20 protein-coding genes and 1 pseudogene are annotated in these 25,860 nt (G+C 65.5%); 11 read left to right on the top strand and 10 right to left on the bottom strand.

All coding sequences use genetic code 11. The features are described 5' to 3' along the window. The first annotated feature begins 53 nt into the window (after positions 1-53). Positions 54-491, top strand: a complete 438-nt coding sequence (locus ACYVDG_RS21570; protein WP_460756425.1) for a GerW family sporulation protein — start codon at positions 54-56, stop codon at positions 489-491. Positions 492-551: 60 nt separating this feature from the next. Here ACYVDG_RS21570 and ACYVDG_RS21565 read toward each other — a convergent pair whose 3' ends face one another. The 3 genes from ACYVDG_RS21565 to ACYVDG_RS21555 all read right to left on the bottom strand — a co-directional run bounded on the left by ACYVDG_RS21565 (position 552) and on the right by ACYVDG_RS21555 (position 1,623). Next, positions 552-878 (bottom strand): hypothetical protein, encoded by a 327-nt coding sequence (locus ACYVDG_RS21565; RefSeq protein ID WP_460756421.1) that lies wholly within the window; start codon positions 876-878, stop codon positions 552-554. 28 nt (positions 879-906) lie between these two features. Then, complete coding sequence (locus ACYVDG_RS21560) at positions 907-1,203, bottom strand: WXG100 family type VII secretion target (RefSeq protein WP_460756418.1); 297 nt, start codon at positions 1,201-1,203, stop codon at positions 907-909. 84 nt (positions 1,204-1,287) lie between these two features. Continuing rightward, positions 1,288-1,623 (bottom strand): hypothetical protein, encoded by a 336-nt coding sequence (locus ACYVDG_RS21555; RefSeq protein ID WP_460756415.1) that lies wholly within the window; start codon positions 1,621-1,623, stop codon positions 1,288-1,290. A 276-nt stretch (positions 1,624-1,899) separates the two neighbouring features. Here ACYVDG_RS21555 and ACYVDG_RS21550 point away from each other — a divergent pair, with 276 nt between their 5' ends. The 3 genes from ACYVDG_RS21550 to ACYVDG_RS21540 all read left to right on the top strand — a co-directional run bounded on the left by ACYVDG_RS21550 (position 1,900) and on the right by ACYVDG_RS21540 (position 6,294). Beyond that, positions 1,900-2,196, top strand: coding sequence for a hypothetical protein (locus ACYVDG_RS21550; protein ID WP_460756412.1), 297 nt, complete (start codon positions 1,900-1,902; stop codon positions 2,194-2,196). A 35-nt stretch (positions 2,197-2,231) separates the two neighbouring features. Beyond that, positions 2,232-4,787 carry a TPR repeat region-containing protein gene (locus ACYVDG_RS21545; protein ID WP_460756409.1) on the top strand — a complete coding sequence of 852 codons (2,556 nt, stop codon included), beginning with the start codon at positions 2,232-2,234 and terminating at the stop codon, positions 4,785-4,787. A gap of 274 nt (positions 4,788-5,061) precedes the next feature. Then, positions 5,062-6,294 carry an outer membrane protein assembly factor BamB family protein gene (locus ACYVDG_RS21540; protein WP_460756406.1) on the top strand — a complete coding sequence of 411 codons (1,233 nt, stop codon included), beginning with the start codon at positions 5,062-5,064 and terminating at the stop codon, positions 6,292-6,294. A gap of 163 nt (positions 6,295-6,457) precedes the next feature. On the opposite strand, the gene eccCa is transcribed toward ACYVDG_RS21540, so the two are convergent. Both eccCa and eccD read right to left on the bottom strand, forming a co-directional pair. Continuing rightward, positions 6,458-10,435: a type VII secretion protein EccCa gene (eccCa, locus tag ACYVDG_RS21535; RefSeq protein WP_460756572.1), complete on the bottom strand. Its 3,978-nt coding sequence runs from the start codon at positions 10,433-10,435 to the stop codon at positions 6,458-6,460. A gap of 141 nt (positions 10,436-10,576) precedes the next feature. Next, the gene (eccD, locus tag ACYVDG_RS21530) at positions 10,577-11,914 is read right to left on the bottom strand and encodes a type VII secretion integral membrane protein EccD (RefSeq protein ID WP_460756403.1); all 1,338 of its coding nucleotides are present in this window, start codon (positions 11,912-11,914) and stop codon (positions 10,577-10,579) included. A 747-nt stretch (positions 11,915-12,661) separates the two neighbouring features. Here eccD and ACYVDG_RS21525 point away from each other — a divergent pair. The 5 genes and pseudogenes from ACYVDG_RS21525 to ACYVDG_RS21505 all read left to right on the top strand — a co-directional run. After that, positions 12,662-13,507, top strand: a pseudogene (locus tag ACYVDG_RS21525) (protein kinase domain-containing protein); the annotation flags it as partial. Between the two features lie 453 nt (positions 13,508-13,960). Continuing rightward, a complete protein-coding gene (locus ACYVDG_RS21520; protein ID WP_460756578.1) occupies positions 13,961-14,692 on the top strand; it encodes a hypothetical protein in 732 nt (243 codons plus the stop codon). A 116-nt stretch (positions 14,693-14,808) separates the two neighbouring features. Continuing rightward, a complete protein-coding gene (locus ACYVDG_RS21515) occupies positions 14,809-15,963 on the top strand; it encodes a hypothetical protein (RefSeq protein ID WP_460756400.1) in 1,155 nt (384 codons plus the stop codon). 183 nt (positions 15,964-16,146) lie between these two features. Next, on the top strand, positions 16,147-17,079 hold the full coding sequence (locus tag ACYVDG_RS21510) for an AEC family transporter (RefSeq protein WP_460756397.1): 933 nt from the start codon (positions 16,147-16,149) through the stop codon (positions 17,077-17,079). Positions 17,080-17,253: 174 nt separating this feature from the next. After that, positions 17,254-19,182: a serine hydrolase domain-containing protein gene (locus ACYVDG_RS21505; protein WP_460756392.1), complete on the top strand. Its 1,929-nt coding sequence runs from the start codon at positions 17,254-17,256 to the stop codon at positions 19,180-19,182. A gap of 267 nt (positions 19,183-19,449) precedes the next feature. On the opposite strand, the gene ACYVDG_RS21500 is transcribed toward ACYVDG_RS21505, so the two are convergent. The 5 genes from ACYVDG_RS21500 to ACYVDG_RS21480 all read right to left on the bottom strand — a co-directional run bounded on the left by ACYVDG_RS21500 (position 19,450) and on the right by ACYVDG_RS21480 (position 24,410). Beyond that, positions 19,450-20,874, bottom strand: a complete 1,425-nt coding sequence (locus tag ACYVDG_RS21500) for a dihydrolipoamide acetyltransferase family protein (protein ID WP_460756389.1) — start codon at positions 20,872-20,874, stop codon at positions 19,450-19,452. A 19-nt stretch (positions 20,875-20,893) separates the two neighbouring features. After that, positions 20,894-21,874: an alpha-ketoacid dehydrogenase subunit beta gene (locus ACYVDG_RS21495; protein ID WP_460756386.1), complete on the bottom strand. Its 981-nt coding sequence runs from the start codon at positions 21,872-21,874 to the stop codon at positions 20,894-20,896. A gap of 3 nt (positions 21,875-21,877) precedes the next feature. Next, a complete protein-coding gene (gene pdhA, locus ACYVDG_RS21490) occupies positions 21,878-22,993 on the bottom strand; it encodes a pyruvate dehydrogenase (acetyl-transferring) E1 component subunit alpha (protein WP_460756382.1) in 1,116 nt (371 codons plus the stop codon). 362 nt (positions 22,994-23,355) lie between these two features. Beyond that, a complete protein-coding gene (locus tag ACYVDG_RS21485) occupies positions 23,356-23,925 on the bottom strand; it encodes a PIN domain-containing protein (RefSeq protein WP_460756379.1) in 570 nt (189 codons plus the stop codon). 14 nt (positions 23,926-23,939) lie between these two features. Then, positions 23,940-24,410: a helix-turn-helix domain-containing protein gene (locus ACYVDG_RS21480; protein WP_460756376.1), complete on the bottom strand. Its 471-nt coding sequence runs from the start codon at positions 24,408-24,410 to the stop codon at positions 23,940-23,942. 270 nt (positions 24,411-24,680) lie between these two features. Between ACYVDG_RS21480 and ACYVDG_RS21475 the strand changes: the two genes are divergently transcribed. Continuing rightward, positions 24,681-25,130 carry a helix-turn-helix domain-containing protein gene (locus ACYVDG_RS21475; RefSeq protein WP_460756373.1) on the top strand — a complete coding sequence of 150 codons (450 nt, stop codon included), beginning with the start codon at positions 24,681-24,683 and terminating at the stop codon, positions 25,128-25,130. 204 nt (positions 25,131-25,334) lie between these two features. Beyond that, positions 25,335-25,859 (top strand): UTRA domain-containing protein, encoded by a 525-nt coding sequence (locus tag ACYVDG_RS21470; RefSeq protein WP_460756368.1) that lies wholly within the window; start codon positions 25,335-25,337, stop codon positions 25,857-25,859. Position 25,860: the final 1 nt, after the last annotated feature.

The following is a 25,860-nucleotide window of genomic DNA, read 5'->3' as shown; positions in this document are numbered from 1 at the left end:
CGGCACCCCTATAGCGTGACATCAGATGCCCACCGCCGGAGAGGAAGCGCAGCATGCCCAGGAACAAGGCCCAAAGCGGCACGATGGCCGCGCTGACCTCCCTGCTCGACAACGCCCGCTCCGTGGCCAGCTCCACCACGGCCTTCGGCGACCCGGTGACCTCCGGCAGCACCACCGTGGTCCCAGTCGCCCGGGTCAGCGTACTGAGCACCATGGGCGGCGGAACCGGGAACATCCCGTTCTACGGCGGCGACGGCGCAGGGGGAATCGGCTACACCCGTGTCCGCCCGTCGGGCTTCCTGGTCGTGCACCCTGACGGGGCGTCCTTCCGGCCCATCCGCCAGCCCGCCTCGATGCTCGTCATCCCCCTGGCCGCCATCACGGCTGTCGCGGTCACCCGCATCGTCTCCGTGTCCGTGAAGGAAGCCCGCCGCCGCAAACGCATCGCGGTCGAGCAGGCCCAACAGCAGGAAGAACGTTCAGCGGGTTGACGGTCCCCGCCGAGTCGATCGCACCGTCAGGGCTCGCCAAACCGCTCTGCCCGCCTTGTCTTACCCGTTGGGCTGGGTCTGGGACATCAGCGGGGTTCCCCGCCCCCGCTCTTCGTTGACCTCCTGCTGCCGGTCAAAAGCCCCGATGAGGGCGATGACACCGCAGATAACCGCCACCAGGATGGCCCCGAAGATCACCGACGGCCAGACACGCTGCTTCCGTCGCCAGAAACGGCTGGACCCATAGAGCAGGGCGGATCTCAGCTGACGGCGGCGAAGGGCATCCGCCTCCAGAACATACTGCTCCGCGTTGGCGGTGACCCTGAACGCCTCAGGTACCAGCTCGTCATGGTCTCCGCCGCTCTTGGTCGTGTCGGGTGAACTCATCGATTCCTATTCAGGGGCGGGTAACCAGTTAAACCGAGAACTTGGTACTGAGTGCAGCAGAAGTCATGCGCCAATTGTCAGCGGCGTTCCTGGTCTCCAAGATCACCTGGTCGAAGGCGGCCTCAACCTTCTTCTTCTGATTGTCAAACTGCTCGTAGTTCTCTTTGAACTTGTCAGACGATTCACCATGAAACTCGGTCAATGTGTTGACGACGGACTTATCGACAGCTTCAAGGATCATATCCAGCTGATCCTTATAGAACTGCTCACGACCAGCCAGGTCATCAATCCGGTCACTGTCGCCGCCAACATTAGAAGGGGCCATAAATCCCACATCCTAAAATAGATAGATGAAAATTTGAATCATGAAGCAATAGAGAACTGGCGTCGGGTGCGAAGAATTCGGACGCTACCCGTTGATCGAAGGAATACCCGCTGCTTCAGCACCGGCAGCATCGATGGCCGCTCCGCTCTCGAAGTCGGCTTCGAGGATCTCTGAGTTGGCATCACCGAGCTTGATGCCAATGTCGTCCAACCAGAGGACCATTTGTGTAAAACTGCCATTCAAATCAGAATGGGCATTGAGGAGCGCCTGAGGTGAGGATCCCTTCATCGCGTCCTGTACTTCATCCTCCATCGCGTTGAACAGCGAACGCGCCTGCGCGTCAAGCTGGGCGGCCTCCTCCCCAAGCTCCCGACCGCCGGTGGATAGAGAGTCATCGTTCTCCATGCCGGTATAGCTCATGCCTGTGACCTGCCTCACTCAGACTTGCTGTCGGACTGCTGATTCAGCCGATGAACGCGCGGTAGTTGAACCTTCGCCCTCATCTACCAGGGAAAACAAGGCACTAGACCCAACACGGGATCTGCCTGGCCAGAATGTGAAACTCCCCTGCGGCTTGACCTGGAAGACGGAGCCTATAAGGATCGGCTTGTACGAGTCAACGAAGCAGTCATGCAGGGCCAAGCCGGGCATCCCTGGCCCTGCATCTGCCTGTGATCCCAGAAAAGGATCCGAACCATGCCGAATGTAGAAGCAGACATACCCAGCGGCCAGGCCGGGGCCGACAACGCCTTGACCATCGCGGAAGGCCTCAAGGGAATGTCACAAGACTTCAAAACCATCTGCGACGAAGCCGATTCCATGTTCAGCGGAGAACCGGCGGTCGATGGCATGCCGGAGTTTCAATCCGAGTACCAGCATTACATGGACAGCGTGCAGTCGCAGGCCAACGATATCTCCGACAACATCTATTCATCGGCAAGCATAATCGGAAATACGGATGCAGATAACATGGAAAATATTGAACTTATGTAGGCACACCGTCACTTACTGACTACAGGATATTATTCATGTCATTCGATCCCAAGATTCCCGATTCCACCCCAGAAGAAGCCACTGAGATTGCAGACGATTTCCGCAGCCTGATCAGGAGGCTAACCGGCAGCAGCGGTGATCTGTACTCCGGCTTCAACACGACCTCAATGGACTTTAGCGACATTCTCGCAGAGGAAATCCGCAGCGCAGGGGCAGTCAACCACGACCACTGGGGAGAGGCAGGCCTCGCCTTTGCCGTCGCTGCAGAGGCCGCAGACCAATGGTCAGAGGACCTCACTTGGTATGACGAGAAAATCGAGGCTCTTGAGCTTAGGCTGAGCGCGACACCCATCACAAAGGACACTCCGGAAGAAGCAGCACTTTACGATAGTTTCGTGCAAGGCCTGCAACAAGAAGCTGATGAGCACTGGGAGACTCTCGAGGGAAAGGCCGAGGACTGCTCCACGCTCCTTAAAGGCGGCACCAGTGCGGAAACTGTCGCTGAACTAGTTAACAACGGTCGACTCGGCTGGCTTGCACACAATTTCGTGGGGGACCGTGCCCCCATGCCGCTAGACGCTGAAATGGGTGGATCACACGGAAACACACTGCGTGATGCACTCGAAAGCGGGGAAATCGACAGTAACGAGTATGAACGCGCACTGAGAGACCTGGAAATGCTTCAGGAACGTGCCGAAAAAGCCCAGCAACGGGGCGAAGAGCTGTCCGAAGGAGAGATAGCCTACCTTGATGCCCTGTACGAAGCGATGGAGGGTATGGAGGCGCCATCAGGATCCGGCGGTAGTGACGGAGCCGTGGCCATCCCCGACGCTATTGCGGAGAATATCGAAGATGAAAGGGCCGCGGAAACCCTTCTTGCCGCGCTTGGTGCTGGAGCCATGGCACTCTCCAATGACAAGCTTGGCGGCGGTTACGAGAAACTTCCTGACAGCATCCAACAGGCGTCCTTGGGCCCGACTTGGGGCGATGACACGTACACCAATAGCGGCGACGGGGATACCCGATACGGGGAAGACCTTGCCAACCTGGCTGCACTGTTGGGGAACGCCCCAGAAGACCTGGAGGCGGGAGAGCGGCTGTCCCTGAACATGTCTCTCTCCATGGGCACGCTCCTCAACGATGCCACCGTGGATCCAGATTCAGATATTACCCAAACCATCATCGAAACTGCTGGGGAGGGTGCCATCGGTGATCTTATTGAGGTAGCCACAAGAAACTCCGATGCCAACCACGCTATCCTTACCCAGGATATTCCGGAAAGCCACCACGTGGACCCGGATAGAGTTTCCGATCTAGCCAATGATTCCCTGTTGGGTCTGCTCGCATACCAGTGGGATGAAGATGGAAGGCACGCGAACGGAAGTGCGGTGACCGGCCTCTTCGACTGGATCCCTGACAATTCCCTTGAGGGGGACTCCGAAGAGCAAGAGCGGGCAGCCGAAGCAATGCTCGGGTTCTTTGATTTTATCTCCATTGAGGAGAACCATGACGCTCTTATGCACACAGGAAATGAGATCGAAGTTGAGGGTGAAGGAGACCAGGACGACTGGACCTACACCGACGCTGGATTCGGCGCACACAACGGAGCGATTACCGACAGCCTCGTAGACCTGTACGAAGCTTACATCTACAGCTTCGCCGGTCAGGAGGGATACGGAAACGATGGTAAGCCCGATTTGAGCTACGAACGCCCTAACAATCCTATTGCCTGGGACTCGGACACAAATACTCTTTCCCTGAGCCCGGAAGAGCGTCTTCTCTTCCTTGAACTCGTCATGACAAACGATGACTCCGCTGCCCGAACTCACGCAGCAACAGAAATCTTCAATACCAGTATGCAGGTTGAAGCACTGAGAGTCGGAGATGACACCGACCTTCCTCAGAGGGCGGGCACACTCGCTTCCCTGGTCGATGGTGCACTGCAGAATGAGTTCTCCGCCCGGGAACTCCGAGCCGAGGAACAGACAGAACGAGAACAAAATATCGCATCCACTGCTCAGACAGTAGCGACTGAACTTGTCAGCGATATCCCAATCGCAGGAACTGCAATTTCATTGGCTGGAGACCACTATTCAGATGAGATTCCAGAACTGGTAGCCTCTTCTTATGAACATTCAGAATATAGTCTGCAGGTAGATACTGAAGAATCGATGACACATAAGATGAACGCCGCAGTGGTGGAAATGGCACTAGAGGAGCACAACAACGGAAACGGCGATAACCCGCTTGACCTTGTTGGCGACAATACTTTCCCCGGGGGTGGCTCCAGCCCAAGCGTGACTGAAGTTCTAGAGAGCCATAATGCACTCTCCTATGACGATGACGGGAATCCAGTTTTCGACTCAGACACTGCCTTCAGCGCCATGGCCAATGGGTCTGGAGAGCGCCTTGCGGAACTGAATTGGGCTCTTTCGCAAGTTTCCGGATCAGCTGATACCACCTGGAATTCTGACGACCCGGAAACCGCAGCCAATTTTGTTGGCAGGGCAGCTGGTAGTTTTGACGGCCGGGATATCGGAGAGGACAACCCGTACATCAACGAAAGCTCTGGACGCCGGAGTGGCAATTGAACGAAATCACATTGATCCCGAACGATTGTTATTTCTAATATTTTCACTGAACTCTAGGAAAGAGAACAGAGATCATCCGGTGAACGTTCATCCCAAACTCGGCAGGTTTTTCAGGCGACCATCCGCACGTGTTATATGTGCTACTGCTACCTTGACCCTGCTGGGCGCTTTCCTTGCTGGATGCGAGGATTCCCCGGAGGGACCTACAGATGCTCAACATAACCCCGTCGAAGGCATCGACAATTTTTCCGACAGGACTTCCTACATCTCGTCCGTGAGCGATGTCGCGTGGGAGTGGGACGTGGAAAACACCGCCATCTGGCGTGACCTCCTCCCTACCGCGTACGGACTCGTTGCAGCCAGTAGAAGCGGAACCATCACTGGCCTGCACGGTGAATCCGGCACCGAACTCTGGAACTACGAGGCAACGAGCCACGACTTCTCAGTCGCCGTGACGACAGACGGGATCGAAACAGTCATCGTGGATCCGCCCTCTGAGGAAGGGGACGGAGAACTTGTCCTCCTAGACGCGGCCACAGGGGAAGAAATATCCCAATCCCCCCTACCCGAGGACGCGATCAGCCACCCCGACCTCGTCACCGACGACCACCTGCTCATCCCCTCAGACGGAGAGCTCACCGCCCACGACCTCACCACAGCAGAACCCTCCTGGACCTACACCCCCGAACCCCACTGCCTCGGAATCCCCGACTTCTCCCCCGAAGAAGACTGGAGATGGCCCGTCAGCAGCATCGAAGGCTCCGTCGTCCTGCCCGCCAAGTGCTCCGCCGAAGGCTCGGAGGAACCCGAACCCCAAGAGCAGAACGCGTCGATGCACACCCTCGCACTAGACAACCGCGACGGCACCGAACTGTGGAGCGCCGAGCCTCTTCCCACTACTCTTGGGGACAATCCCTTGGAGCACCTCCACTACTATGCTCTGACTCCTTCAAACGACGGGGAATACCTCATCCAAAGACTTTCCCAGGAATTTCGTGTCCTGGAAGCCTCAACCGGTGAGGAGATCGAGGTTGAGTGGCCCGAAGAGGGGCAGGCGGGTATCAGCTTAACAAACCGTGTCAGCACCACCGGTGACCATGCTGTTTGGTATGAAGAGCAAGAGTCAGAGGAACAAGAACACCGGTATACCAAGTACTCCCACTCCGGCGATGTCCTCGATGAGATCCTGATCCGACCCAACCAGCACGAGGTCGTCGACAACAGCACGTGGTCTCCTCTAGGCCGTGTCGCGGATCTGGATGACGGGCTACTCACCTACACCTGTGGAAACCAGTGCCCGAATTTCGGGAACATGGAAAGCCCTCTCAGCGCCACGTTTACCCCTTGGCGTGGGGGCGATCCGGTAACCATCGAACTAGACCAACTCGACGGCCGCGAGGGACACGAAGACAAACGAACCCGATTCCTCCCCGTTCCCGGCGCCGTCATCAGCCACCAGGCGGACGTGAACGGAACAGCAAGCGGCTCCCTGGTCGCACTCAACTGAGAGACACCAGCGAACACCTTCTCCTGAACTCGCACGATGTGAGCGTCCCCGTAGCACGGTGCCCCCAGCAGCCCTGTGCCCCGACGTTCACCGACTTCCGAAGGGAACCGTCCAGGGGGCCGCTTCCGAGCCGGACGCGCACGGGCCCGGAAGCGGCCCTGGGTCAGACGGGTTCGTCGCTCCAGGGTGCCTGTAGCTGCTCGGGTGATCTGCCGCGGCGTACGAACAGGGCGCGGCCCGGGGCCAGCTGCTGTGACGCCACTCCGTTGGCCAACCGCCCCTCGCGCCGGTCACCGGAGAACAGGACCGCTGGTGCGGCCATGTCGCTCAGCGTCTGCATCGGCGGCTCGAACATGGCGCGTCCAGCGCCCCCAGTGCGCCGGGCCACGATGAGGTGGAAGCCGAGGTCCCGACCCTGCGGGATGAGCCCGGCCAGAGGGAGGAGGGGATTGGCGTTCCTGCTGCCCAACATGTCGAGGTCGTCCACCACGACGAAGATCTCCATCCCCTTCCACCAACTCCTGTTCCTCAGCTGGCGGGGGGTGATGTCTGGCCCTGGGATACGCTCCTTCAACTGCTCGGCCAACTGAGTTGCGACGGAACGGGTTTGGTCCGGACTCGTGCAGTACGCGAGAGCCCGGCCGTCCTCCAGCAGGCCGAGGTGGGTGCGGCGGTAGTCCACCAAGACGATACCGACCTTCTTGGCGGGTCTGTCGCCGATCTGACGGATCAGCGCACGGAGCAGCGTGGACTTCCCCGATTCGGGGTCACCGAAGACGATCAGGTGCGGCTCCTGGTCGGGCCGCAGGACGGCGGGCTCCAGTTCCCGTTCGCCGAGCCCGAGCACGAGGTTGAAGTTCCGGGAGGAAGCCGGTTTCTTGACCAGCTCATCCAGCGTCACCTTCGACGGCAGTGTGCGCACCCCGGTGACGGCCTTCTGCGGCCAGCGAGCACCGATCCGTTTCACCAGGTCCTGAACGCCCTCCCGCAGTTCGGTGTCGTCCGCGATGCCGTCGATGCGCGGGAGCGCGACCTGCGCCATACTCATGTCCTCCATGAGCGCCCGACCGGGTAGGTCCTTCGGGAGTTCCTCTGAGGCCTTCCGGTCGATGCCGGAATCGTGGGCCTCCGTCAACCGGAACTCCAACCTCCCACCGAAGAGCGACTGGATTCTGGACCTGATCTGCATCGCCGCGGTACCCGTCACCACCACGTGTACCCCCAGAGCCGTGCCGCGGTTCAGGATGTCCAACAGCTCGTTGTCGCTGTCCCCGAGCGTCTCCCTGACCTGCGACCAACCGTCGATAAGCAGGAAGATGTCCCCGACCACGCTCTGAGGCACCTTGCCCTCAGCCCGAGCCCTCCGCAAGGCGTCAGGCGAGTCCAAGCGCGAGCTACGAAAGATCCGCTCCCTGCGGTCCAGCTGGTTCCGCACGTCGGTGATCACCCGGCGCACGCGTTCTGGATTAGAGCGGCCTGCCACACCGGCCACATGAGGCAGGTCCTCCATCGAGGCGAGCCCGCCACCACCGTAGTCGATCGCGTAGACGGCCACCCGCCCAGGCGGATAACGCCAGGCCAGCGCAGCGATAAGTGTGCGGAGGAAGACGGACTTACCAGAGCGGGGCCCGCCGAGCACGATCATGTTGCCGCTGGCACCAGTGAAGTCCAGCTCCGCGGGACCCTGCTTCTGCTCGCGCGGTACGTCGCGGATCCCGATGAGCGCCTTGAGCTCGCCTACCGGGGGCTCTTCCGGTTCGGACTCCGGCCCCGGGTCCGCCCCTCCCCATGTGTGTACCGCGTCCAGAGGCAGTGCGGCTTCGAGAGGCGGCAGCCACACTGGTCGGACCGGATCGGCTCCCGCCTCGACAAGTTGGTCGACCGCCACCTGAAGCACGCTCCGGGCCTTCTTGTCCTGCTTGGCCGGTTCCTTGTCCGAGGCGAACATGTCCTTGAGTCGATCCGCGAGGAGGCCCGGGTCCGTTTCCGCGAGACCGTTGTAGGAGATCAGCGGCAGCACCGGGTCCTCCTCTACAGCGACCTCGCGCGGCGGCGTGTACGGGGAGGAGACCATCGCGGCCTTGAACCGATCGAAGACGGAGGTGTCAACTTTGAGATAACCGGAGCCGGGTTCAGGCGGCAAGTGGTAAGCGTCTCCGACGCCGATCGCCTCCCGGCTCTCAGCTTCCGAGAAGGTACGCAGACCGATCCGGAACGACAGGTGGGTCTCCAGTCCCTTGATCTTCCCCGCCTCGAGGCGCTGAGTAGCGAGCATCAGGTGCACGCCGATGGAACGACCGATACGGCCGATGGCGAGGAACAGTTCGGCGAAGTCCGGATGCGCGGTGAGGAGTTCGGAGAACTCATCGATGATCACCAACAGATGGGGCATCGGCTCGAGCTCTCCGGGCCGCTCGGCCCGGGCTTCCTCGTAAGCGTGCAGGTTCGGCAGGTTCCCGCTGTCCTTCAGGACCTGCTGTCTCCGGCCCAGTTCGCCGTACATGGCTTCCCTGAACCTGATGACCATGCTCTCGTCGTCGGCCAGGTTGGTGATAATCCCTGCACTGTGTGGCAGACGGTCCGTGTCCGCGAAGGTCGCACCACCCTTGAAGTCGACCAGGAGCAGGGCCAGGCGGTCCGGCGGGTGGGCAACCACCAGTGACGTGACCAGGGTGCGCAGCATCTCCGACTTGCCGGAGCCCGTGGCACCGACGACCAGTCCGTGCGGACCCATACCGCCGAAGGCAGATTCCTTGAGGTCCAGCAGCACGAGGTTTCCTGACGGCCCGACTCCGATCGGGACGCGGAGGAAGTCACCGCTACTGCGCGGGCGCCAGGTCCTACTGGTGTCCAGCTCGGCCACGTCGGGGACACCGATGATCTCTGGCAGGTCCACGTTGGAGTGAAGCGTGTCCGCCCCGTCCTCAGCGGACAGGCGGTAGGGAGAGAGCATACGGGCGAGGGCGGTGATCTGGCCTACGCTCAGAGAGTCCGCCTTCCCTGACAGGGGTTCGCCTTGCGCTCCGTCTCCAAGACCGTGGACCGTGCCCTCTCGGTCCTCCTCAACCTTCCTGTCACCCACGTTCAGCCGCATGTTGACGGGTTCAGGTTCCTCACGGTGATCCCCCACTAGGAAGATCACGTGGATACCCAATTGGGCGAGGGATTCGACGGGGGGTTCGGCTGACAGACCCGAGAGGGTCGGCTGGTATTCACCATCCACGATCAAGACGATGCGCCGGGTACCCGGGCCTGGCGGGCCGCCCCTCCTGCGCTGCAACTCGACGGTGCGTCTCTCCACCTCCGCCTCAAGCATGTCCTGCATCTCCATGGTGTTCCGGGCCACGACCCTGGCCGGGAGCGGTCCGTCGGTGGGCTGATCCTCGAAACCCACTGAGGAGTTGTGGCCCAGCCACTTCGTCCAATCCCACTCCAGGGCGAGTTTGTCCGAACGGATCACCCCGAGGCAGACGTCGTCCGGGGAGGAGAGGCTCATGATCTGCGCGGCCATCGCCCTGGCGACCGTGCGGCCGACGGCCCGGTCACCGACGATGGACACCATTCCCATCCGCCTGAGGGGCACGACCAGGGGTTCCTCCGCGACGTGCGCGTAGAGCTCGACCAGCTGTTCTGCCATGCCCTGGCACAGGGGGTCGTAGACGATGAGGGGGTTGGACGTGTCGACTTTCAGGGTGAGTTTCCGGGCCAGCGGCCGTACCCCCTCACCCACGCGCAAGTACAGGAAGTCCCGGTCGGACGCCCTTCGCTCCCAGCGCCGGGAGGGAAGCCTGGCCACTTCGGTGAGCAGATGCGGGGCCGGGTATCGGTACAGGTTGCCCTTCCGCTGCACCGCGGCAACGTCACGAGCCTTCTCCCGGAGCTGGTCCAGGTAGTCGAGGTAGCGCTCTCGCTGTTCCCGCATCCTCTTGCGCGGACCGTTGTACTGCGTCACGAACATGACGATGCCGACGACGACACTCACGAGCATCACGATGGCGCCGATCGCCGCCATCAGGGGTCGGTGCCCCATGGTGATCGACATCATCAACGACCCGGAGCCGGTGATGATCGGCATGATGATCATCGCGGAGGAGGCACCCGACGGCGGATTGTCCGGCAACTGCGGCGGTGTCGCGATCACCAGCGGTTCGGTGCCGGGCTCCGGAGGGAGATCGCGGGCGGGCCGTCGCAGCAGCTTGACCGACACTTCGGTTTCTCCCGTCTTCTAACTAGCCAAGGTGGAATCCGTTCAGCGCGGGGCCAGGCTCTCCCGCTGCCCCAGTCAGGTGGTCATATCGGAGACGAAGTCGAACAGACCCATCGACCAAGCCGCCACCGTCAGCATCCCCATCACCAAAGCCATCTCGACCCAGTTGAGCACCCGGCTCAGGGATGCCTGTGAGACGTCTCCCAGCTTGATCCAGCTCAGCGAGACTACGACCAGGCCAGCGATCAGGGCGATGAAGGGGGTCCATGCGGCGAGGGCGGGAACGGTCTGGGGGAGGTGAAGCAGGCAGAGCAGGAGGCCGAGCACCCCGCCCAAACGCAGCGGCAGCACATGGACAATGCGGGCGAACAGCCTCGAGCGCAAGAGGAGGAGAACGGAGATGAGCGCCGCCAGCAGCCGGTCCGGTAGCCCTTCTGCGACCAGGATGATGAGGGGGACGGTCGCCGTGGCACTTACGGCCGCCCCCAGCACGACTCCGAGAAGCAAGCGGTCACTACTGTCCAGGGTCTCCTCGAACTTCCCTGTGGGAACCTCACCGGAGTTGACCACTTGGTAATCAAGCGCGGAGAGTCCCCCCATAACCAGCGCCAGCCGCGGCAGTCCTCCAACGCACAGGACCAGGATCAGCGCGATTGCCCTGACAGCCTGTTGGGCGTCGAGGAACAGGGTGATCGCGAGCAGGACGCCACCGCTGAGGCATAGGAACGCGAGCGCTGTGAGGCACGGCAGACCCGCCTGGTCCACGGTCCACGTGACACCGGCTGCCACAAGTGCTCCAGCCAGGCCCAGGAACACCATGTGTTGCGTCTGGGGTTCAGCAGCGACGAAGAACACCGTGAGCGAACCGGCCGCCCCGCCCCAGAGAGCGGAGGTCACGAAGAGGAGATGGGCGATGGCGTGCACCGCGCGTCGTCGTGCCACCACCACCAGGACGATGGAAACCGCCATTCCGCCCACTGCCACACCCGGGTACCCAGCGGCTGGTTGTAGCCAGCTCATCGCGAAAAGCACCAGCAGAGGCGCGACAGCGGCGAACAGGAGGCCGAAGGCGAAGGTGGTCGGATGGCGCCATTGACCATCGGCCTCATCGACCCTGTCCTCGACCGCCCCGCGTACATCGTCCACGTACTGGGGTCGCGAGGGCGCCGTCTCACGGCGGAGCAACAGGACTTCACCATCGGCGACCCCGGTAGCGCCGAGTGATTCCGCCATCGGCAGAGCGTCGTCCTCGAGCGTGGTCAGCACCCAGCCAGCGGCTTCACTGCCCTCGTCCTCGGGCAAGCACACGCCAAGGATCTTGGGCATGAGTGCGGCTACCGGGACCGTGTCCGGCAGGGCGAGATCAGCCCAACGCTGAGGCCCGGATATTGTAACGCGACTGTACCCACCCACGCGGGATGCATTCTTTCTGTCGGGATGACGGGATTCAACTGGTTGACCGTCCAGGTACTCGCTCCTGGAGAACTATCAACCATGTAGCCTTGCGAGGCTATACCTTGGCGACACCATGGAGAACCGCGCACCTCTACTACGGCACCACGGCTGGCAAGTATCAGGTCCTTATACACAAGGGCCCTTCGAAGGCGGGCACCGGGGCGGCCGGTGACAAACCGAACCCCAACTGATCAGGGAATTTTCATCTGCGGATCGGCATTCCCCTGCCCTGACCTCACAGACGAACGGCGCAGTCGGTCCCATGGGGAGCACAGCCCAGAAAGATAACGATTCGGCGCACGGAAGGGTGATGATGGCCCCCGAAGCATGCGTGCACCCCCTGCCAGCCCCCGCGCGTCCGCCAGCCGCATCCCCCTTGCATGGCGGGGGACGCATCGCCGCACACCCACCACCCCCGCGAGGGGCCGGTGGCAGCACGTCGAGTACCGAACCCCGGCGCCATCACGCGGCTAGCACACTCGCCGACAAATTCAGCACCAATAGCACGCAGGTGCATATCCACGCCCATGGAAGCGATCACGAAACTCCTGGTCTTTCCCTCGGGTTCGGCAATGACCTGGGACTCGACAGCCACCCTTTTCGCAACCACATGGCCAGCGACCTGCTGAAATATACTGCTCTTGGCGGAGAATACTTCGCGCCTCCACTGCGCGTTCCCGAGGGGTTCTGGCCAGGACTCGGCGTATGCGCTTGCCCGGACGCCGTCATATTTCTCCCTGTGTACGATTGCCCGTGCACGAACGGTTCTCCAAGGGCGGTGCAAGAGACATGAACTCCCCGGCACCGAGCGCCGTTCCGCCCGACGGTTGGGCACCCGGATACCACTCCTTGCGCCGGATTCACCGGAGCAGGTCATCCGAGCTGTACACCGCTGTACGCGCAACGGGTGGCATGCAGGCTGTGCTCAAGGTACTCCTGAACCCCGACACAGCCACGGAACACATCACGACCCTTCAGACGCTCAACGGCAACCAGGGGATGCCCCCGCTTCTCGACCTGGGTCGCACTACCTCTGGACAGCACTTCCTCGTGCTGCCCCTGTATCCGGCAGGCTCTTGCGGCCAGGTGCTGGGAAACTCCGGTCCATTCTCACTGGCACAGGCCGTCGCCGTGGGGCGAAGCATCGGGCCGGCCCTGACCGCCATGCACGGCCATGGCCTGGTGCACAACGCCGTCGCTCCCGAAAACATCCTGGCGGGCAGCATGTCCCTGCTGACCGGTTTCGGGGCGGTCATCCGAAGCGGTGACTCGGGCATCAAGGTGCGTGGGCGTGAGTCCTTCTTCCACGCACCTCCTGAAGCGCTCCGCGGCGCCCGTCTCACACCCGCATCGGACGTCTACCGGCTCGCATCGACGATCTGGACACTACTCATCGGCAGGACACCCTTTGCCAGTGAGGGAGGAGAGCCGCTTACCGACCAGGCGTACGCCGAGCGAGTACTTGCCGTAAACGCCCCACCCGTCCCCCGCAGAGACGTCTCGCGAGTTCTGTCCCGGGTTCTTACTCGGGGGATGGCCAAGGATCCCGAAGAACGCTATGCCTCGGCGGTCGACCTTGCCACCGCCCTGGAACGAGCGCGCACCGGGACCCGTACGGGCCCTCATGCCGCGTTTTCGGCCATGCGGACCGCTGAACCGCCCACAGGAGTAAGCGGCAACTCAGCCACGGACGGCCCCGCACATCCCCCCGACTCTAGTCGCGGCAACCCAGCCGACCCCCCGCACACACCCTGGGAAAGCGCGCCTACTCCTCGAGAGGCAGCTCGGGCGCCCCAGGACAGTGCCCCTGGTAGTGCCTCGGCACATCGGCAGAGCGCACCGCCGTCCCGAGTGGGCACCCCCGCGCCGCGACAGAGCACGCCTGATGACCCGTACGGACCGCCGCCCAACGAAGCTCTGAGGCGGCAGGGCAACCCCGGTTCTCGGGGCGAACACGCTCCGACGCCGCGCGCAGCCGAAGCTGCTCCGGCGGTGCCCGACAGCGTGGACCAGCAGGTAGTCGAATCAGCCCCCGCCCAGTGGGCCAGTCTGGTTGGTTGGGCGGGCGGCATGGACACGAGCCTGTCCGAGAATGACTCGTCAGCAGAGGATCCCCCGTTCGACGAGGACAGGGCTTGGGACCGACTCGACCAGGGACCGCACTGGCGCAAGCACCTCAACATCGCGGTCGCCGCGGTCAGCATCACGGCATTCTCCATCACCACCGGAATCGTGGCAGCACTTGAGCCAACGGCTCCCGCTCTGGCCTCAAACGAATCCGAGGAGGAGGCCGAGGCTGCCGAGCCGGAGGAGGAGACCGCCGACGTCACGGTGGAGCCCTCGCCGCTGCCCGCGGTCGACCCTGCCTCCGAGATCGCGCTCGAGGACACCCTCAGCGCGGTCACCCTCACCTGGGCGGACCACACCGGTGGCACGGGGTCCTACTTCGTGCTGGGCGGGCCTCAGGGCCACGATCCGGTCACCCTGGCCCGGACCGGGGCCGGTGCGGTGACGGCGCAGGTCCCCACGGACGACACCAACGCGGAGTACTGCTTCACGGTCGTCGCCGTCGACGGCGGCTCCGCGCCCGCTGGCGAGGTGTGCACCACCCGTGCGGCGGACCGGGCCGAGGCCGAGCGTCTGGCCGAGGAGGAAGCCGCGGAGGAGGAAGAAGACGAGGACGACGAGGACGCAGACGACGCCGATCCGTCACCGTCACCGGACGCCGATGACTGAGTGCCGCCGCCGTTCCCGGAGCCGGGGCTGGATAACGTGAGGAATCGGGAGAACCGCGGCGACCTCTCCGCTATCCCACCTCTCGAACACACCCCACACCCCCGAAAGGCGTATCCATGCGGCGCTCTCTCGCCTTGGCTTCGGCCGTGTGCTTGCTCGCCGTGACGGCCTGTGACGACTCCAACGGCTCCGCCGACGAGGCTCCGGAGAGCGTGGAGGACCTCGCCGACGACGGGCTGGTCGGGTTGGCGCTGCTCCACCGGGGTTTCGAGGGCGGCGATCCGGAGACCGACCAGGTGCTGGTCTTCCACGACCCCGAGTCCGGGGCACCGATCCAGCGGATCGACCTGCCCGACGGGGCCGTGGACCCGATGGCCGAGGACGTCCCGGCCCACCAGCGGTTCTCCGAGGACTGGCAGCACTTCGCCTTCGTGACCCAGGAGCCCAACGCCCTGCATGTGGCGGTCCTCAGCGACCCGGAGGAGGCCGAGGAGGCCGAAACCGGCGCAGGGGAAGAGGGGGCCGAGGGATTCGAGACCGAGGAGTTCTCCTACCAGCCCGTCGAGACCATCCAGGCTGGCCAGGACGAGGCCCTGTCCGATCCGGTGGTCCACGGTGAGCGGCTCTGGTTCACCTCCGCTCAGGGCGAGGGTCAGCCGCCGCAGGTCATGTCGGTGCCGCTGGACGCACCCACCGGCACACCCAACCAAGAGGGGAGCCTCCCCCTCGGGGAGGGGCAGCGGCCCAGCGACTGGGCGCTCACCCCGGACGGTGCCCTGCACATCCGCGACAGCGTGCCGACCGAACCGGTGGCCGGCGGCGAGGGCGACCTCGTGGTCCGGTCGACCGACGACACCGTCGTCAACGCCACCCTCAACACCGGCGGCGAGCAGTGGCAGACCTTCGACGAGGCCCCCGTGTGGGGCGGCGGGACCGCACTGCTGCGCCCAGACGCCGACGGCGACGACGGATCCAACGGCGCCTACCTGCTGACCGTCGAGGACCAGGGGCACACGGCGACCCGGATCCTGGAGGACGAGGACAGCCCGGTGGTGCAGTTCGCCCCCGCGGAGGAGCGCGACGCGCTCCTGATCCAGACCGAGGAGGGCTGGTTCCGGGCGGAGCTGGACGAGGGTGGGGCGGACGGTACCGAGGAGGCCTTCCCCCGGTACCACGACGCGTCCATGGACGGGTGGCCCTTGGCCGTGCGCTGGTCCCAGGAGCCTCCCGCCGAGGCCAGCGAAGAACCCTCCGAGCAGCCCAGCCCTTAACCCCCTCGGCGGCCTCGGCGGCCCCGACCAGGCCCCGGCGGCCCCGCCTGGGCCACGCGTCCCGGGTCCGCGGCGTCCGGGGTTTCCGTCACGCTCCGCAGTGTGACGTGGGCCGTTTCACCCCGGGGCGTGCTCCGATAGCGTTGGCGGGCTTGAACTGCACGCTTGTTCGGGGGGCGCCCGTTGTCCGGGGTCATCGTCGGGTTCGGAGTCATCACCAGCATCGTCGTCATCGGCTACATGCTCGGGCGCCTTCCGCTCCTCGGCCCCGGGGCGACGGAGGTCCTCACCCGGCTGGCCTTCTACGTGGCCAGCCCCGCGCTGCTGTTCACGATCCTCACCGACACCGACCTGTCCGTCCTGCTCTCGGCGCCGGTCCTCGTCAGTGTGCTGAGCGTGGTGGTCGTCGCCCTGGTCTTCCTCGTGGTCGGGGTCATCCGACGATGGGGTGTCGGGCGCACCACCGTGGGAGTTCTGGGGTCCTCGTACGTCAACGCGGGCAACCTCGGCATCCCCATCTCCGCCTACGTCCTCGGTGACGCCACCCTGGTCGCGCCCATCCTGCTGTTCCAGCTCCTGGTGCTCGCACCGGTAGCACTGACCGTGCTCGACCTGAACAACGGCAGTGCACGGGGCTTCTGGCCGGTGGTCCGCCGCTCACTGGGCACCCCCGTGCGCAACCCGGTGGTGATCGCGTCGATCGCCGGGGTCGCGGTCTCCGCCTCCGGCTGGGTCCCGCCCGCGCCCCTCATGGAGCCGTTCGAACTGATCGGCGGCATGGCCGTCCCGGCGATGCTGCTGGCCTTCGGAATCTCCCTGCACGGCAGCGCCGTCCCGGGGCGCGGCGGCCCCGACCAGGTCCCGGTGCTGTTCGCCGTGGCCCTGAAATCTGTGGGCCAACCCCTGGCCGCGTGGGCCCTGGGTGCCCTGGTGTTCGGGCTGGAGGGCGCCACCCTGTTCTCCGTGGTGGTCCTGGCCGCCCTGCCCACCGCCCAGAACGTGTTCAACTACGCGGCCCAGTACCGGACCGGCGACATCCTGGTGCGCGAGGTGGTCCTGCTGACGACGATCCTCACCATCCCGGTCCTGTTCACGGTCACCTTCCTGCTCGGGTAGTCCTGCCCGGCCCAGGCCACCCGTGGGGGCGTGCCCGCACCACCCGTGCGTGCGCACCCCCACTGGCGACTACAGCTGGCTCCACCGCGAAGACGGTCGCGGAGGCCAGTGTGCCCGGGAGTCGGGATTTCTAGCGTTGTCGGTGTACACAGCCACCACCCCCGGGAGCCCGGAATGCACCAGCGTCCCTCGGTGGTCAGCGCCTGTCTGGCCACCGCATTCGCCCTCGCCCTCCCCCTGGGTGCGGCCCCCGCCAGCGCGGGTGTCCCAGGCACGGCCGTGCAGGGGGCCGGCCCACCAGTACCCGCCGGTCCGCCGGAACCGGGCGCCGCACAGGAGTTCGTCGACGAACGGGTGCCCGAGCTGCTGGCCGAGCACGGCGCCCCCGGGGTGATGGTGTCGGTGGTCGCCGACGGCGAACCCCTCGCCTCCGGCGCGCACGGGGAGGCCGACCTCGCCGAGGGGACCCCCATGGACGCGGAGGCCCACTCCTTCCCCACTGCCTCGGTCGCCAAGTCCTTCACCGCCCTCTCGGTGCTCCAGCTCGCCGAACAGGGCGAGGTGGACCTGCACGGGGACGTCAACACCTACCTGCCCGAGGAACTGCGGATCCCGGACACCCTCCCCGAGCCGGTCACCCTGCACCACCTGCTCACCCACACCCCCGGCTTCGACGAGCGGACCGACTCCGACGATCCCGAGGACGTCGAGAACCACCGGGGCCTCGAGGAGTTCCTGCGCGACAACACACCGGAGCGCATCTTCCCGCCGGGCGAGCGCTCCGCCTACTCCAACTACGGGACCGGCCTTGCCGGGTTCGTGGTCCAGGAGGTCAGCGGGGTGCCGTTCGAGGAGTACGTCGAGCGGAACCTGTTCGCGCCGCTGGGCATGCACGGCACGGAGTTCGGTCAGGTCCACGAACTCGCCGACGAGCACGCCCTGGTCACCGGGCACCTGCCCGACGGGTCCGCGGCCGAGCAGGAGCACATACCGCTGTCGTCGGCCGGGGCCGCGGTGACCACCGGCGCGGACATGGACCGGTTCATGCTCGCCCTCCTCAACGGCGGCGAACTGGACGGGGAGCGGGTACTCAGCCCCGAGTCGGTCGACATGATGCTGGACCGCCAGTTCGAGTACCACCCGGACGGCACCGCCATGGGTTACGGCACCTACGAGTGGCGGACCGGGCCTCCCCGGGGGGTGGGCCACGGCGGCGACCTGGAAGGGCTCCACCTGGGCTATCTGCTCCTGCCGGAGCTGGACACCGGGGTATTCGTCGCGGTCAACGGCGACGACGGGGACCCCGAGGCGGCGGCGAGCCCCCTCCACGACCTGCGCTTCACCCTCCTGGACGCCTTCGCCGACGAGTTCGGCCCGGCCGAACCCGTCCCGGCCGAGGCCGACCCCGGGTCCGACCTGGGCGCCTACACCGGCACGTACATCACCACCCGGCGCGCCGCTGAGGGGGTCGACCAGATCGTCACGCTCTTCGACAACATCACGGTGCGCGACGCGGGCGACGGGTCCCTGCGGGTCCGGGGCGCCGTCGTCGCCGAGCAGCGCTGGCTCCCGGTCGGCGACGGAGTGTTCGCCGCGGAGAACGGCGGTGACCAGATGGTCTTCGACGTCGAGGACGGTCGGGCCGAGGCCGTGTACATGGCCGCCAACCCCACCAGCGGCTACGACCGCACCGGGCTGCTCACCAGCCCCGTCACCCAGCTGGTCATCGTCGCCGTCGCCCTGCTGGTCCTGCTCAGCGGCACCGTCCAGCTCCGCCGCCCCCGGGGCGGGGCGCGCATCACCGCGGCCGTGTCCGGTTCTCTCACCGCGCTGTCCTGCCTGGTCGCCGTCGGGCTGCTCGCCTACGCGGTCCTCGACCTCAACCGGATGCGGGACTGGATCACCGGCGATTCGATCGTCCTGGCCCTGCCCTTGGCTGTGGCGGTCCCCCTCACCCTGGCCACCGCGGGCTTCGCGGTCACCGCCTGGGTGCGGGGCTGGTGGGGGACGGCCCGCCGTATCCACTACTCGCTCCTGCCCGTGGCCGCGCTCGCCGTCATCGCGGTCGGCGCCCAGTACCACCTGGTCTGGCCCCTGGGCTGAGTCCCGTGAGCTTCAGAGACCCCGCGGCCATCAGAAAACCCGGGGTCAATGGTTGGTCAGCCCCCGAGGGAGGGAACACTCATCTGTAGGGCCCGTCCCCACCCCCTTGAGGGACGGGCCCGTCCACGTGTCAGCGGTCCTGCATGCCGGGCAGCGCCCCAGAACATGCGCCACCGCCCCGAAGCAACGTAAAAGGGCCGGTGCGACCCGGGCGGATCAACCCGCCGTCGTCGCACCGGCCCTTCGCTCTTCGTCGAACCGGGTGTTCTACCCCCAGGCCAGAGCGGTCAGCTCCGGGTCCTCGAGGGCGGTGCCGATGTCGCGCAGCACCTTCGAACCCAACTCGCCGTCGACTAGCCGGTGGTCGAAGGAGAGGGACAGGGTCGTCACCTTGCGAACCGTCAGCTCACCCTCGTGGACCCACGGCATGTCGCGGATCTGCCCGAAGGCGAGGATGGCGGCCTCACCCGGGTTGATGATCGGCGTACCGGCGTCCACTCCGAACACGCCGACGTTGGTGATGGTGATGGTGCCGCCGGACATGTCGGCCGGGCTGGTCTTGCCCGTACGCGCGGTGTCCGTCAGCGCCTTCAGGGACCCCGCGAGCTCCGGGAGCGTCTGGGCGTCGGCGTCCTTGATGTTGGGCACCACCAGACCCCGCTCGGTGGCGGCCGCGATGCCCAGGTTCACGTAGTTCTTGACCACGATCTCCTGGCTCTCCTCGTCCCAGGAGGCGTTGACCTCCGGGTGGCGGCGAACCGCCATGAGCAGGGCCTTGGCCACCAGCAGCAGCGGCGACACCTTGACGTCGGCGAAGTCGCGGCGCTCGCGCAGGCGGGCCACGGCGTCCATCGTCTTGGTGACGTCGACCTGGAGGAACTCGGTGACGTGCGGCGCGGTGAACGCGCTGTTCACCATGGCGGCGGCGGTGTGCTTGCGCACGCCCTTGACGGGGATGCGCTGTTCGCGGGCCGTGCGGTCCGGCGCGGGCGCGGCCTGCTGCGCCGTGGCTGCCGCAGCTGGGGCCGCGGCCGGGGCCTGGGCGGCATCGACCGCCGCGTGCACGTCCTCGCGGGTCACGATCCCGCCGCTGCCCGTGGGCTCGACGGTCGCCAGGTCCACCCCGAGGTCCTTGGCGAGCTTGCGCACCGGCGGTTTGGCCAGCGGGCGGCCCGAGGCGGGCGCCGGTCCCGCGGGTGCCGCCAGGACACCGGGGGTGTTGGCGGGTGCGGGCTCGCTGAGCTTGGGCGGCGGTGCGGACACCGGGGCCGCGGGGGCCGGGGCCGAAGGGGTCGGGCGGCGGCGGGCGCGGCGCTGTGTGGACGCCGCCTTCTCGCCGTAGCCCACGAGGGGCTTCTCCCGGTCCTCGGTCTCCTCGGTGCCCGCGGAGGCACCGCTGTCCGCCGCGCCGGAACCGCCGGTGCCGTCGTCCACGGTGATGATCACCGAGCCGACCTCCACCGTCTCGCCTTCGGCGGCGAACAGCTCCTTGACCGTGCCCGAGAAGGGGCAGGGCAGCTCGACGACGGCCTTGGCGGTCTCGATCTCGCAGATCATCTGACCGTCGGTGACCTCGTCGCCCGGCTTGACATACCAGGTGAGGAGCTCGGCCTCGACCAGGCCCTCACCGACGTCGGGCAGTTTGAACGCGTGCACGCCGTCGACCGCGGGCGTGCTCTTCTGAATCGCCATGTCTTGCGGTTACCCCGATCTAGTACGCGAACGCCCGGTCGACCCCGTCAAGGACGCGGTCCAGGTCCGGCAGGTAGTGCTCCTCCAGCCTGGACTGCGGGTACGGGGTATCGAACGCGGCCACGCGGATGACCGGCGACTCCAGGTGGTAGAAGCACTCCTCCGTGACCCGGGCGGCGATCTCCGCGCCGGGCCCGCCGGTGAAGGGCGCCTCGTGTGCGACGACGAGGCGGCCGGTGCGGCGCACCGACTCGTTGACGGTCGGGTAGTCGATCGGCGCGAGCGAGCGCAGGTCGATGACCTCGATGGAGTGGTCGGTGTCGGCCTCGGCCGCCTGCAGGGCGGTCTTGACCATCGGGCCGTAGGCCAGCAGCGTGCAGTCGGTGCCGGGCCGCGCGATCCGGGCGGCGCCCATCGGGGCGGCTTCCTCGATGGGGGCGTCGGTGTCGACCTCGGACTTCTCGTAGTAGCGCCGCTTGGGCTCCAGGAAGATGACCGGGTCGTCGGAGCGGATGGCCTGCTGGATCATCCAGTAGGCGTCCTCCGGGTTGGCGACGGTGACCACGCGCAGGCCCGCGGTGTGCTGGAAGTAGGCCTCGATGGACTCGCTGTGGTGCTCCACCGCGCCGATGCCGCCACCGTAGGGGATGCGCATGACGACGGGGACGCTGAGCTTGCCCGCCGAGCGGCGGCGCATCTTGGCGAGCTGGGTGAAGGTCTGGTTGGCGGCGGGGAAGAAGAACCCGTCGAACTGGATCTCCACCACGGGTCGGTAACCGCGCAGCGCCATACCGATGGCGGTGCCGACGATGCCGGACTCGGCCAGCGGGGTGTCGATGACCCGGTCGGCGCCGAAGTCCTTGTGCAGGCCGTCGGTGACCCGGAAGACACCGCCGAGCTTGCCGACGTCCTCGCCCATCATGAGGACCTTGGAGTCGTGCTCCATCGCGGCGCGCAGGCCGGCGTTGATGGCCTTGCCGATCGTGAGGTTGGTGCCCATGGCCTAACGGCCCCCTTCCGCGCCGACGCCCTCGAAGGAGGACAGGTACTCGGCGAACTCGGACCGCTGCTGGTCGATGTGGACGTTGGGATCCGCGTAGACCTCGTGGAAGATGTCCAGCGGCTCGGGGTCGGGCATCGAGCGGCACTGGGTGCGCACCATCTCGCCGACCTTGTCGGACTCCTCGTCGACCCGGGCGAAGAAGGCCTCGTCGGCGAGGCCGCCCTGCTCCAGGTAGCGGCGCACGCGCAGGATCGGGTCCTTGGCCTTCCACTCGTCGAGCTCGGCGGAGTCGCGGTAGCGGGTGGGGTCGTCGTTGGTGGTGTGGGCGCCCATCCGGTAGGTGAACGCCTCGACCAGCGTGGGCCCGTTTCCGGTACGGGCGTTGTCCATGGCGACGCGGGTGACCGCGAGGCAGGCCAGGACGTCGTTGCCGTCCACCCGCACGCCCGGGAAACCGAAGCCGGCGGCGCGCTTGTAGATCGGTACGCGGGACTGCCGGTCCGGGGACTCGGAGATCGCCCACTGGTTGTTCTGGCAGAAGAAGACCACCGGGGCATTGTTCACCGAGGCGAAGTTGAACGACTCGTTGGTGTCGCCCTGGCTGGTGGCCCCGTCGCCGAAGTAGGAGATGACGGCCGTGCCGTCCTCGCCGACGGCGCCGTCACGCTGGACGCCCATGGCGTAGCCGGTGGCGTGCAGGGCCTGGCTGCCGATGACGATCGTGTACAGGTGGAAGCCGTGCTCGTGGGGGTCCCAGCCCCCGTTGGTGACTCCGCGGAACATGCCGAGCAGTTCCTTGGGTTCGATGCCGCGGCACCAGGCCACGCCGTGCTCGCGGTAGGAGGGGAACGCCATGTCGTCGGCGCGCAGTGCTCGGGCGGAGCCGATCTGTGCGGCTTCCTGGCCCAGGAGTGAGGCCCACAGGCCCAGTTCGCCCTGGCGCTGCAGGGAGACGGCCTCGGTGTCGACCCGGCGAACCAGAACCAGGTCGCGGTACAGCTCGCGGATCTCCTCAGCTGAGATGTCCAGGGGGTAGTCGGGGTGCTCGCTGAGCTCCCCTTCCGGCGTCAGGAGCTGGATGAGCTCCGGTTCTTCGTGCGCGGCGATGTCCGACACGTCGCTCCTCGGGTTCTCGGGGCCGGCTTCGCGTGGGTGAACGCTGGCCGACCGTTTAACGGCCCACGCGCGCTCCCAGGGTGGCGGGATGGCGTGGGCAGTCCTTCCCACATCGTGACAGAAGTCACCGAGGGAAGCGCAAGCCCCCAACGACACCTTTTACGCTCCACCGCCCATGCTCCCGGACCGGTGACCAGGGCTGATAGCAGGGGTTCCTAGTATTTACAAGGTCTTCCAACTACTTTATGACAACTTGTCCGCAACGGGCGGGTAGACCACAGACCGGAGCTCCGACGCGGGGCACCACGAACTTCCCTCGAACCTGCGCGCATCGATTGCGGCCGACTGGCTTCCCGCTTCGCCTACGGACTTGGGGCGACCCTGAGTCTGAGCCGTTCCGCGAAGTCGGGCACTCCCGCCTTGTTCAGGGCTCCGGCGAGATCTTCAGGGGTCCTCGGCGGGCGGCGCTTCTCAGCGGCCATGCGCACGACTGTCTTGGTGACCTCGTCCGGCAGTTCTTCGAACAACTGACAGAGGTAGGTGTCGGGATCGATGACCCTGAGCCCGAGTTCAGCCAGGGAAGCGCTTGGGAAGTCGGCCAGGTTCCAAGTGAGGACGGACTGTGCCCGTCCCGCCAGTGCCGCCGCCATGTGGTGTCGATCGTCCGGGTCTTCGCCCGGCATGGTCGGACTCAGGTGTGCGTAATGCTCCTCCGGCACACAGCCTTCGGGAAAGTACTCCCTGACCGCGGAGGTGATCGCTTCAGCAGAAGCGGGCGAGCGCCGGTGCTCGCGCACGATGACTCGCTGCCATTCCGCGAGGAGCCTTTCTGTCCAGATGACCTCGTGGACCATGTCCTCAGTCAAGGCCAGGAGCAGGTCCATGACCGAGAAGGGGAAGAGCACATTGGTGTCGGCGAAAACACGCGCCATGCGTGACCTGTCATTCAGTACGGGAGATCGGCGGACTCGACTGCATCGACGATCCTCCGTCTCCCTTCCCGCCGCCTCTCCCGCCTGGCCTGGAACTCCAAGACGTCTTCAAGCCGAACCACCCGGTGGCGACTACCGGGCAGATACTCCGAAGGGATTGTTCCCTCATCCAGCAAGCGAGCGACGAACGGCCTGGACAGCCCCAACATCTCCGCGGATTCCGCGGGGGTCAGAGTGGTCTCAGCGGCCAACACCCGGACCGAGTGCCCGACCGAAAGCTCACCGGCCAGAGCCAGCAGCGCCCTGACCAACGCTTCGGACAGCGGGAGTTCCCTCCCGTCGGCCAGCTTCAGAGCCAACTGTGACTCCTCACCCACTCCTCTCATCAGCTTCTGGGCGGCAGACCGGTCTTCGGCGTCAGGCTCGATCCTGGGGGCGTCACTCAGCACACTCGCTCGAACCATCACGACCCCTTCCGTCGGCATATCTGAAATAAGTGTAACCGATATGCCAGGGGTAGGCCGCGTGCACGCGGGCCGCGCCGGGCCCCGCACACCGGTGTGACCTTCCGGATGGATCCTGGCCGGCCACGAGGTAGCCGACCCTACGGTGGGGCTCGTGGTGGCCAGCCGGGCCCGACCCCTCAGAGCTCCAGGCTCTGCGCAGAAGGGCTAAAGCGTTGCGCTTGCTTCGCTTATTGCGGATAATTCGATTACAGGTTGGGTATCTGTCTCTCAAAGGAGCGAGGAGGGATCATGGCCGTGTTGTCTTCGCACCCGGATGCCAAGCAGATCGAAGCAGCTGGGAGCGCCCTGCCCCGGATCCGTCGCTATCTGGACGAACACCCAGAGGCGTTGACCCCGGTTCCGGTGACCGTCGAGGAGAGCCGGGAGGAGCTGTTGCTCCCGCGAGCCGCGGTCGAGCTCCTGGTCAGCGTCCTCACCCACATGGCGGCCGGACGCGGGGTCTCGATCGTTCCGGAGCACGCCGAGCTGACGACTCAGCAAGCAGCAGACATGCTCAACGTCTCGCGGCCCCACCTGATCGGCCTGCTGCAAGCCGAGGAGATCGAGTACCGCAAGGTGGGTACTCATCGGCGTGTACGGGCCGCGTCCCTCATGGAGTACATGCGCAGAGACGACCAGCGCCGCCGCGAGGCCGCCGATGAACTGTCTGCGATGAACCAGGAACTCGGCCTGGACTGAGATGGCCTTCGTCGTCATCTACGATGCCAACGTCCTGTACCCCAACACGCTCCGGGATCTCCTGATCAGTGCGGCCGAGGGCCAACTCGGTAGCCGACCACTGGAAAGCCGAACCACTCGATCGTGCGGGACCCCAGGTGCATAGAGTGGCTGTGCGTACGCCCTTGCCACCTCAGGCACCAAGGATCCCGAAGCGGAGGCGCCATGGTCCAGCACTCAGGCCCGGACGACGACTCTGCCGCCTATGTGAAAGCCCGACGTTCCGGTGACCCCGACCCCTGGAGCGCGCAGGGGCGCCGCGCCGCCCAGCGCCTGCTCGAAGTGCGAGAACTCGAAGCCCCCGCCGAAGTCGCCGAAGCCCTCGGTGTGCAACGTGTGGTGGTACGTCGCAGACTGATGCTCTTCGACGACGTCCCGGTGGAGCTCACAGACTCCTACTATCCCCTGACCATAGCCGCGGGCACCGCACTGGCAGAGGAGCGCAAAGTGCGCGGCGGCGCCGTCACCCTTCTGGCCGAACTCGGGCACGTCGCCCACGAGGTATTCGAGGACGTGTCTGCGCGGCCGGTCAGCGGGGAGCAGGCTAGCGCTCTGGGGCTTCCAGCCAGCAGCACGGCCCTCGTGCTCGCTCGGGTGAGTCGGGACAACAACGGTCGTCCCTTCGAGATGTCCCACATGGTCATGCGCCCGGAGGGGCGCCACCTCCGCTACCGGTGGGTGGTCGAGTAGA

It is taken from the genome of Nocardiopsis oceani (assembly GCF_054777395.1).
The sequence above is the reverse complement of the archived record's forward strand: the minus strand, read 5'-3'. Positions and strand labels throughout refer to the sequence as shown.

Coding starts and splice junctions, on each gene's coding strand:
- ACYVDG_RS21470 (WP_460756368.1), top strand. CDS start 25,335: ATGGTCCAGCACTCAGGCCCGGACGACGACTCTGCCGCCTATGTGAAA.
- ACYVDG_RS21565 (WP_460756421.1), bottom strand. CDS start 878: ATGAGTTCACCCGACACGACCAAGAGCGGCGGAGACCATGACGAGCTG.
- ACYVDG_RS21515 (WP_460756400.1), top strand. CDS start 14,809: ATGCGGCGCTCTCTCGCCTTGGCTTCGGCCGTGTGCTTGCTCGCCGTG.
- ACYVDG_RS21505 (WP_460756392.1), top strand. CDS start 17,254: ATGCACCAGCGTCCCTCGGTGGTCAGCGCCTGTCTGGCCACCGCATTC.
- ACYVDG_RS21550 (WP_460756412.1), top strand. CDS start 1,900: ATGCCGAATGTAGAAGCAGACATACCCAGCGGCCAGGCCGGGGCCGAC.
- ACYVDG_RS21485 (WP_460756379.1), bottom strand. CDS start 23,925: ATGGCGCGTGTTTTCGCCGACACCAATGTGCTCTTCCCCTTCTCGGTC.
- ACYVDG_RS21495 (WP_460756386.1), bottom strand. CDS start 21,874: ATGGGCACCAACCTCACGATCGGCAAGGCCATCAACGCCGGCCTGCGC.
- ACYVDG_RS21545 (WP_460756409.1), top strand. CDS start 2,232: ATGTCATTCGATCCCAAGATTCCCGATTCCACCCCAGAAGAAGCCACT.
- ACYVDG_RS21500 (WP_460756389.1), bottom strand. CDS start 20,874: ATGGCGATTCAGAAGAGCACGCCCGCGGTCGACGGCGTGCACGCGTTC.
- ACYVDG_RS21475 (WP_460756373.1), top strand. CDS start 24,681: ATGGCCGTGTTGTCTTCGCACCCGGATGCCAAGCAGATCGAAGCAGCT.
- ACYVDG_RS21570 (WP_460756425.1), top strand. CDS start 54: ATGCCCAGGAACAAGGCCCAAAGCGGCACGATGGCCGCGCTGACCTCC.
- ACYVDG_RS21480 (WP_460756376.1), bottom strand. CDS start 24,410: ATGCCGACGGAAGGGGTCGTGATGGTTCGAGCGAGTGTGCTGAGTGAC.
- ACYVDG_RS21560 (WP_460756418.1), bottom strand. CDS start 1,203: ATGGCCCCTTCTAATGTTGGCGGCGACAGTGACCGGATTGATGACCTG.
- ACYVDG_RS21555 (WP_460756415.1), bottom strand. CDS start 1,623: ATGAGCTATACCGGCATGGAGAACGATGACTCTCTATCCACCGGCGGT.